This window comes from Terrisporobacter sp. (genome assembly GCF_017888745.1).
In the GTDB taxonomy this organism is placed as follows: Bacteria; Bacillota; Clostridia; order Peptostreptococcales; family Peptostreptococcaceae; genus Terrisporobacter.
This window is the reverse complement of record NZ_JAGHFM010000363.1, coordinates 1-5995: the sequence shown is the minus strand read 5'-3', so window position 1 is coordinate 5995 and position 5995 is coordinate 1. Positions and strand designations below refer to the sequence as shown.

6 protein-coding genes are annotated in these 5995 nt (G+C 25.0%); 4 read left to right on the top strand and 2 right to left on the bottom strand.

Features of this window, described 5'->3' with window-relative positions; all coding sequences use genetic code 11:
• Positions 1-145 precede the first annotated feature (145 nt).
• A complete protein-coding gene (locus J7G74_RS15930) occupies positions 146-514 on the top strand; it encodes an ArsR/SmtB family transcription factor (protein WP_297137147.1) in 369 nt (122 codons plus the stop codon).
• A complete protein-coding gene (locus J7G74_RS15925; protein WP_297137144.1) occupies positions 515-886 on the top strand; it encodes a NifB/NifX family molybdenum-iron cluster-binding protein in 372 nt (123 codons plus the stop codon).
• A gap of 96 nt (positions 887-982) precedes the next feature.
• Here the strand turns inward: J7G74_RS15925 and J7G74_RS15920 are convergent, their stop codons facing one another.
• Positions 983-1447 (bottom strand): hypothetical protein, encoded by a 465-nt coding sequence (locus J7G74_RS15920; RefSeq protein ID WP_297137141.1) that lies wholly within the window; start codon positions 1445-1447, stop codon positions 983-985.
• 62 nt (positions 1448-1509) lie between these two features.
• Complete coding sequence (locus J7G74_RS15915; RefSeq protein ID WP_297137138.1) at positions 1510-2769, bottom strand: ArsB/NhaD family transporter; 1260 nt, start codon at positions 2767-2769, stop codon at positions 1510-1512.
• Positions 2770-2988: 219 nt separating this feature from the next.
• On the opposite strand from J7G74_RS15915, the gene recQ reads away from it, so the two are divergent.
• Both recQ and J7G74_RS15905 read left to right on the top strand, forming a co-directional pair.
• Entirely contained in the window at positions 2989-5439 is a 2451-nt protein-coding gene (gene recQ / locus J7G74_RS15910; RefSeq protein WP_297137135.1) for a DNA helicase RecQ, read from the top strand.
• An 11-nt stretch (positions 5440-5450) separates the two neighbouring features.
• A complete protein-coding gene (locus J7G74_RS15905) occupies positions 5451-5759 on the top strand; it encodes a hypothetical protein (RefSeq protein ID WP_297137134.1) in 309 nt (102 codons plus the stop codon).
• Positions 5760-5995 lie beyond the last annotated feature (236 nt).

Sequence of the window (5995 nt, the reverse complement as noted above, 5' to 3'; positions counted from 1 at the left end):
CAAAGTATTACTAATTAAGCAACTAATGAAGTCCTTAGTTTACATAAATTTATTATTATGAAAAAATTAAATAAAATACTTGATTGAATTAGTTAAGACTACTACAATTTAATTAAGTAATTACTTAAATAAAAAGAGGCTGTACATGGAAAATTTAGTGAAGATTTTTAAGGCTTTAAGTGACGAAACTAGATTAAAAATTCTTATGATAATTTCTAGTAAAGTTATATGTCAAAAAGGTATATCTAGACATTTAGGAATTTCAGATTCAGCAGTATCTCAACATATTAAAATTTTGAAAGAAGCTAATATTTTAACTGGATACAAGGAAGGATATTATGTTTTTTATTGTATTAATGATGAGGTATTTAATGAATGTATATCTTTTATGAAATTTATAAATGAAGGAAATTATACCTGTATTGGCTTAGAAAATGTGGAAAAAACAAAACAATGTTGCAGCACTAATTGTAAAGGGAATATAAAATGCTGCAAGAAAAGGGAGGAAATTTAAATGAAAATATGTATACCAGTAAAAGAGAATAATGGAATAGAGAGTAGTCCATACAATCACTTTGGATCAGCTCCAAAATTTTTATTATTTGATTTAGAAGGAAATAACATTGAGGTTATCGACAATGGTGATTTAAATCATGAACATGGAAAATGTCAACCTTTAAAAGCTCTTTCAGGAAGAGAGGTTGATGTGGTTTTAGTTAGAGGGATAGGAGCTGGGGCTATATCTAAACTAAATAGTATGGGAACTAAGGTTTATAGAGCTGTTGAATCTAGTATAAAAGAAAATTTACAATTGTTAAAAGAAAATAAGTTAGAAGAATTTACTTCACTAAATGGTTGTAATCATCATGGATGTGGAAACCACTAAATAATATAATTTGAATAAATAAGAAGCTAAAAGTTATAAATTAGAATAAATTTATAAAAAAGAAGAACCAGGAATAATATCATGGTTCTTCTTTCTTTATTTAACTTTTCTTGAATTTTTTCTTAAAACATTTACTTCCTCATTAAATGAATCTAGCATACTTTGTAGTTTTTCTATATTAATTGAAGAAACATCATAATTTAAAAATAAATGTTCTAGTTTAGTTGTTAAATCTGTTACTTTATGATTAAGATCTAAAAATTTATCAAAATCGATTAATTCCTTAGCAGCTTTGAATTTATTAATATCTTTTTCAATAAAAGATACTATCTCTATTTCATTGCTAAAAACACCTTTCCCAAGAGGATAAGGCTCAATTCTTTGAAGAAAATACTGATTTTTGTGATTTATATTATATGTGTAAGTAATTTCTATTCCATCAACATTAAACTTGATAAAATATAAGTAACCTTTTACTTTTGTTATTTTTGAAGCACCAATTTGTCTAAGTAAAATTTCTATGGAATCTCCCTTTGTAGAAGACGTGTCTATAATGCTCATAAAATCACCACCTAAGAATTTATTAAATTTATAATTGCCTAATTTATATTAAAAATATTAAATTAAAATCTAATTAATAAATAGACTGTAGATAAAATAACAGTTAGTATCATTATTGGGAAACCTACAGAAAAATACTTTTTAAAAGTTATTTCATATCCATGTTTTTCACCTATATTAGCTAAAACCACATTAGCAGAAGCTCCTATTAATGTTCCATTTCCTCCTAAACATGCTCCAAGAGATGTTGCCCACCAAAGTGGAGTGACATCTATTCCTTGAGTTTGCATTGTTAAAATAAGCGGAATTAAAGTGGCTACAAAAGGAATATTATCAAGGAAAGATGACACTATAGCTGATATCCATAAAATAAGAAGAACTGTAAGAGTCATATTACCATTAGTAATATCTATTAAAAACATAGCCATATTATGAATAACTCCTGACTGAGATAAACCACCAACCACTACAAATAATCCGACAAAGAATAGTATAGTAGTCCATTCAATTGAGTCAATTATTTCATTTACATCTTGCTTTCCTATCAGAAGCATCACACAAGCTCCAGTCAGAGCTACAATTGATGATTCTACTTGAATTTTGCTATGGAATATAAATCCTAATAGTATCAAAAATAATACGATAAGACTTTTTATTAATAAAGGCTTATCTTGTATTGCTTTTTCTTCATCAAGTTTATTAATTACATCTTCACTACAACCACTTATTAAACTATTTTTGTATATAAATTTAAAACAATATATTACAAATATAAGTATTATAATAACTATAGGACCTAAGTTTACTATGAAATCTGTAAAGCTTAAATTAGCTGAACTACCAATCATAATATTTGGTGGATCGCCTATTAATGTTGAAGTTCCACCCACATTTGAAGCTATTATTTGTGTTATTAAAAATGGAACAGGATTAATTTTAAGTATTTGACATATAACAATAGTCATTGGACCTATAAGTAATACAGTAGTAACATTATCTAAAAAAGCTGATAAAAGAGCAGTTATTACCATAAAAGAAACCATTACTTTCCAAGGATCGCCCTTTGATTTTTTTGCAGTAAATATTGCAATATATTCGAACAATCCGGAATTTTTTACTACTGATACAACAATCATCATACCGATTAATACACCTATAGTATTAAAGTCGATATGAGAAATACCTTCTTCGAGTGTTAAAACATTTGTAAGAATCATTAATACAGCCCCGCTAATTGCGGCAACAGTTCTATCGATTTTTTCAGTGACTATGGAAAGTATCACAACTAAAAAAATAAGAATAGATATTAACTGAGTATTCATAAAATTACCTCCATAACTTGAAAATATAAATTTACTACATAATATTAACACAATTTAAAATAATTGGTTAATAAAAATAAAATAATATAATTTTTAATAGAGATATATATAAAAACAATTTAATCTCAAAGAAAGTAAAATATTGATTACAACTTGTATTAATGGCTAGATTTAGGATATAATTATATGAAACACAAGTTCGGATATAGGAGAGAAAATATGTATAATAAACCTATAGAAATATTGGAAAAATATTTTGGATATAAAAATTTTAGACCTGGCCAAGAGAATATAATAAATTCTATTTTAAATAAAAAAGATGTATTGGCTATAATGCCAACTGGAGGAGGTAAATCAATTTGTTATCAAATACCAGCCTTAATTTTAGATGGTATTACATTGGTTGTTTCTCCTTTAATATCTTTAATGAAGGATCAAGTAGATACATTAAAGGCTATGAACATAAATGCTGCATATATTAATAGTTCTTTAGGTGAAAATAAAATAAGTGAGATTTTAAATGATATCAAAGAAAATAAATATAAGATAATATATATAGCACCAGAAAGATTAGATAACTTTGATTTTATAAATACAATTAAAGATTTGAATATAAGTCAAATATCTATAGATGAAGCACATTGTATATCTCAATGGGGACATGATTTTAGACCAAGTTATACTAAAATATGTGGATTTATAGAAAGACTAGATAGAAGGCCTATAATATCTGCTTTTACAGCAACAGCATCACAAATAGTGAAAGAAGATATTATAAAAAATTTAAAACTTAGTAATTTTGATACTTATATTACAGGTTTTGATAGAGATAATTTAAATATTAATATAATCAAAAACTGTAACAGAAATCAGTATTTACTAAACTACATAGAAAAAAATAAAAATAGCAGTGGTATCATTTATGCAGCAACAAGAAAATCTGTGGAAGTAATTTATGAAAGTTTAAGAAAAAGAAATTATTCTGTATCAAAATATCATGGCGGCCTTTCAAATGAAGAAAGAAAAATAAATCAAGAGGGATTTGTAAATGATGATATAAGTATTATGATTGCTACGAATGCTTTTGGTATGGGAATAGATAAAAGTAATATAAGATGGATAATTCACTATAATATGCCTCAAAGTATAGAAAACTACTATCAAGAGATAGGTAGAGCAGGTAGAGATGGTGAAAAAAGTGAATGTACTTTATTATTTTCACCTCAAGATATAACAACACAAAAATTACTTATAGATTCTTCCATTCAAAACTTAGATCGAAAAGCAAATCAATATAATAAATTACAACAAATGATTGATTTAGTTTATAGTAATGACTGTTATAGGAAAAGTATATTGAATTACTTTGGAGAAGAATACAAAGATAATTGTAATAATTGTAGCAACTGCTTAGATGATAGTATAAAAGTTGATAAGACTGAAGATGCTATGAAGGTTATTTCTTGTATTGTAAGAATGAAAAGAAGTTTTGGAATAAATATGATAGTAGATGTTTTAAGAGGTTCTAAAAATAAAAGAGTTTTAGAGTTAGGATTTAATAATTTATCTACTTACGGAATTATGAAAAATTATAAAAGTGATGACTTAAAAATTTTTATAAATACTTTAATCTCTCATGGATATTTGGATATGGTGGAAAGTATGAGTTATAATTCATCCTTTGCAACTGTAAGGGTTAATAATCAATCAAAAGAAATAATAAAGGGAAATTTAAAAGTTGAATTTAATGAAATAAAAATGGAAAATAATAATAAAAATGAAAATCCATTATTTGAAATTCTTAAAGAAACTAGATTAAATATAGCAAAAGAAAATCATATAGCCCCATATATGGTACTCTCGGATACTGCATTGATTCAAATGTGTAAAACTTATCCAACTACGAAGGAAGAAATGTTAAATATCTCTGGAATAGGAGAGATGAAATATAATAATTATGGAAAGATATTTGAAGATAAAATAGAAACCTTTATAAAAGAAAATAATATATCGAAAAACGTTATAAAAAATGAAGATATGTTAGATAATGAGTTTATGTATGTTAACACAAATAAAGAACTATATAATAGATTAAAAGAATTAAGGAGTTTTTATGCTAAAAAGGAAAAAATTATTCCTTATAAAATTTTATCTAAAAATACTTTAAAAGAAATAAGTGGTAGATATCCTATAAATGAAGAGCAATTAAAGGATATTACAGGTGTTGGTCCAGTTAAAATTAAGAAATATGGAGAAGATATACTAAATTTAGTAAAAGAATATCTAGAAGAAAGCAAAATAAATAATATTTGGAAAGAAAAGAAAAAATTAAAAGTTATCTTAGACAATGATAATAGAAAAAATAATGAAATAGCTCTGGATTTATTAAATCAAGGGAAGAGCATAAGTGAAGTGGCAATAGAAGTAGAAGTATCTGTTTCAACATTACTAACTTATATAAATAATTATATTTTAGAAAATAATGAATTAACTTTTGAGTTGAATATAGAAGATTTTTATAGTGAATTTGAAAAAGAAATGATTTTAAAAGCTATGGAAGAAGTAAAAAGTGATAACTTAAATGTAATAAAAAAAGTTTTACCAGCTTCATTCAAATATGAAAGCATAATTGCAGTAATTATAGAAAGAAATTTAATTACCTCAAGATAAAAGAAGGTTTTATGCTAAGTAATATAGAAGTATTAGAGGTGATACTTGTTTATTATGGAGGTCTTAGCATGGAAAGATGGCGTAAGATAAATGTTTATGTTAGTACTGTAGGATTTTTAGTTTTTATAGCTAGTTTATTTTTAGTTAAAGTACTTTCTCCATTAATACTGTGTTTAGGATTTTTTGGATTGGGAGTAGCTTATAAAGGATTTAAAAATATTTACAAAAATGTGGAGCCACCTGGAACTGAAAAGATAAAAGATCCTTATGCAAATAAAAGTAATCATAAGAAAAAGAAAAGTAAAAAGAAAAAAAGATAGTGTTTTGATAAAGTCATGGTGAATAAGCTATGGCTTTATTTTAGTTGTAATAAATAAAAAAAGAATAATTAGCGTATTTATTTGATTAAAAGTAAAATATTTATTAATATAAAATATTTCTTAGGAAATAGGAAATAAATTAAAGTAAGAACTATGAGAAATATTTTAAAAACATAAAATCAAAGGTAAAAATATGATATATAAAATATATAATAAAGAGAAAAGAACATCATAAT

Bases quoted from the DNA above. Each gene is read 5' to 3' on its own strand.
- J7G74_RS15925 (WP_297137144.1), top strand. From the start codon at position 515: ATGAAAATATGTATACCAGTAAAAGAGAATAATGGAATAGAGAGTAGT.
- recQ (WP_297137135.1), top strand. From the start codon at position 2,989: ATGTATAATAAACCTATAGAAATATTGGAAAAATATTTTGGATATAAA.
- J7G74_RS15920 (WP_297137141.1), bottom strand. From the start codon at position 1,447: ATGAGCATTATAGACACGTCTTCTACAAAGGGAGATTCCATAGAAATT.
- J7G74_RS15930 (WP_297137147.1), top strand. From the start codon at position 146: ATGGAAAATTTAGTGAAGATTTTTAAGGCTTTAAGTGACGAAACTAGA.
- J7G74_RS15905 (WP_297137134.1), top strand. From the start codon at position 5,451: ATGCTAAGTAATATAGAAGTATTAGAGGTGATACTTGTTTATTATGGA.
- J7G74_RS15915 (WP_297137138.1), bottom strand. From the start codon at position 2,769: ATGAATACTCAGTTAATATCTATTCTTATTTTTTTAGTTGTGATACTT.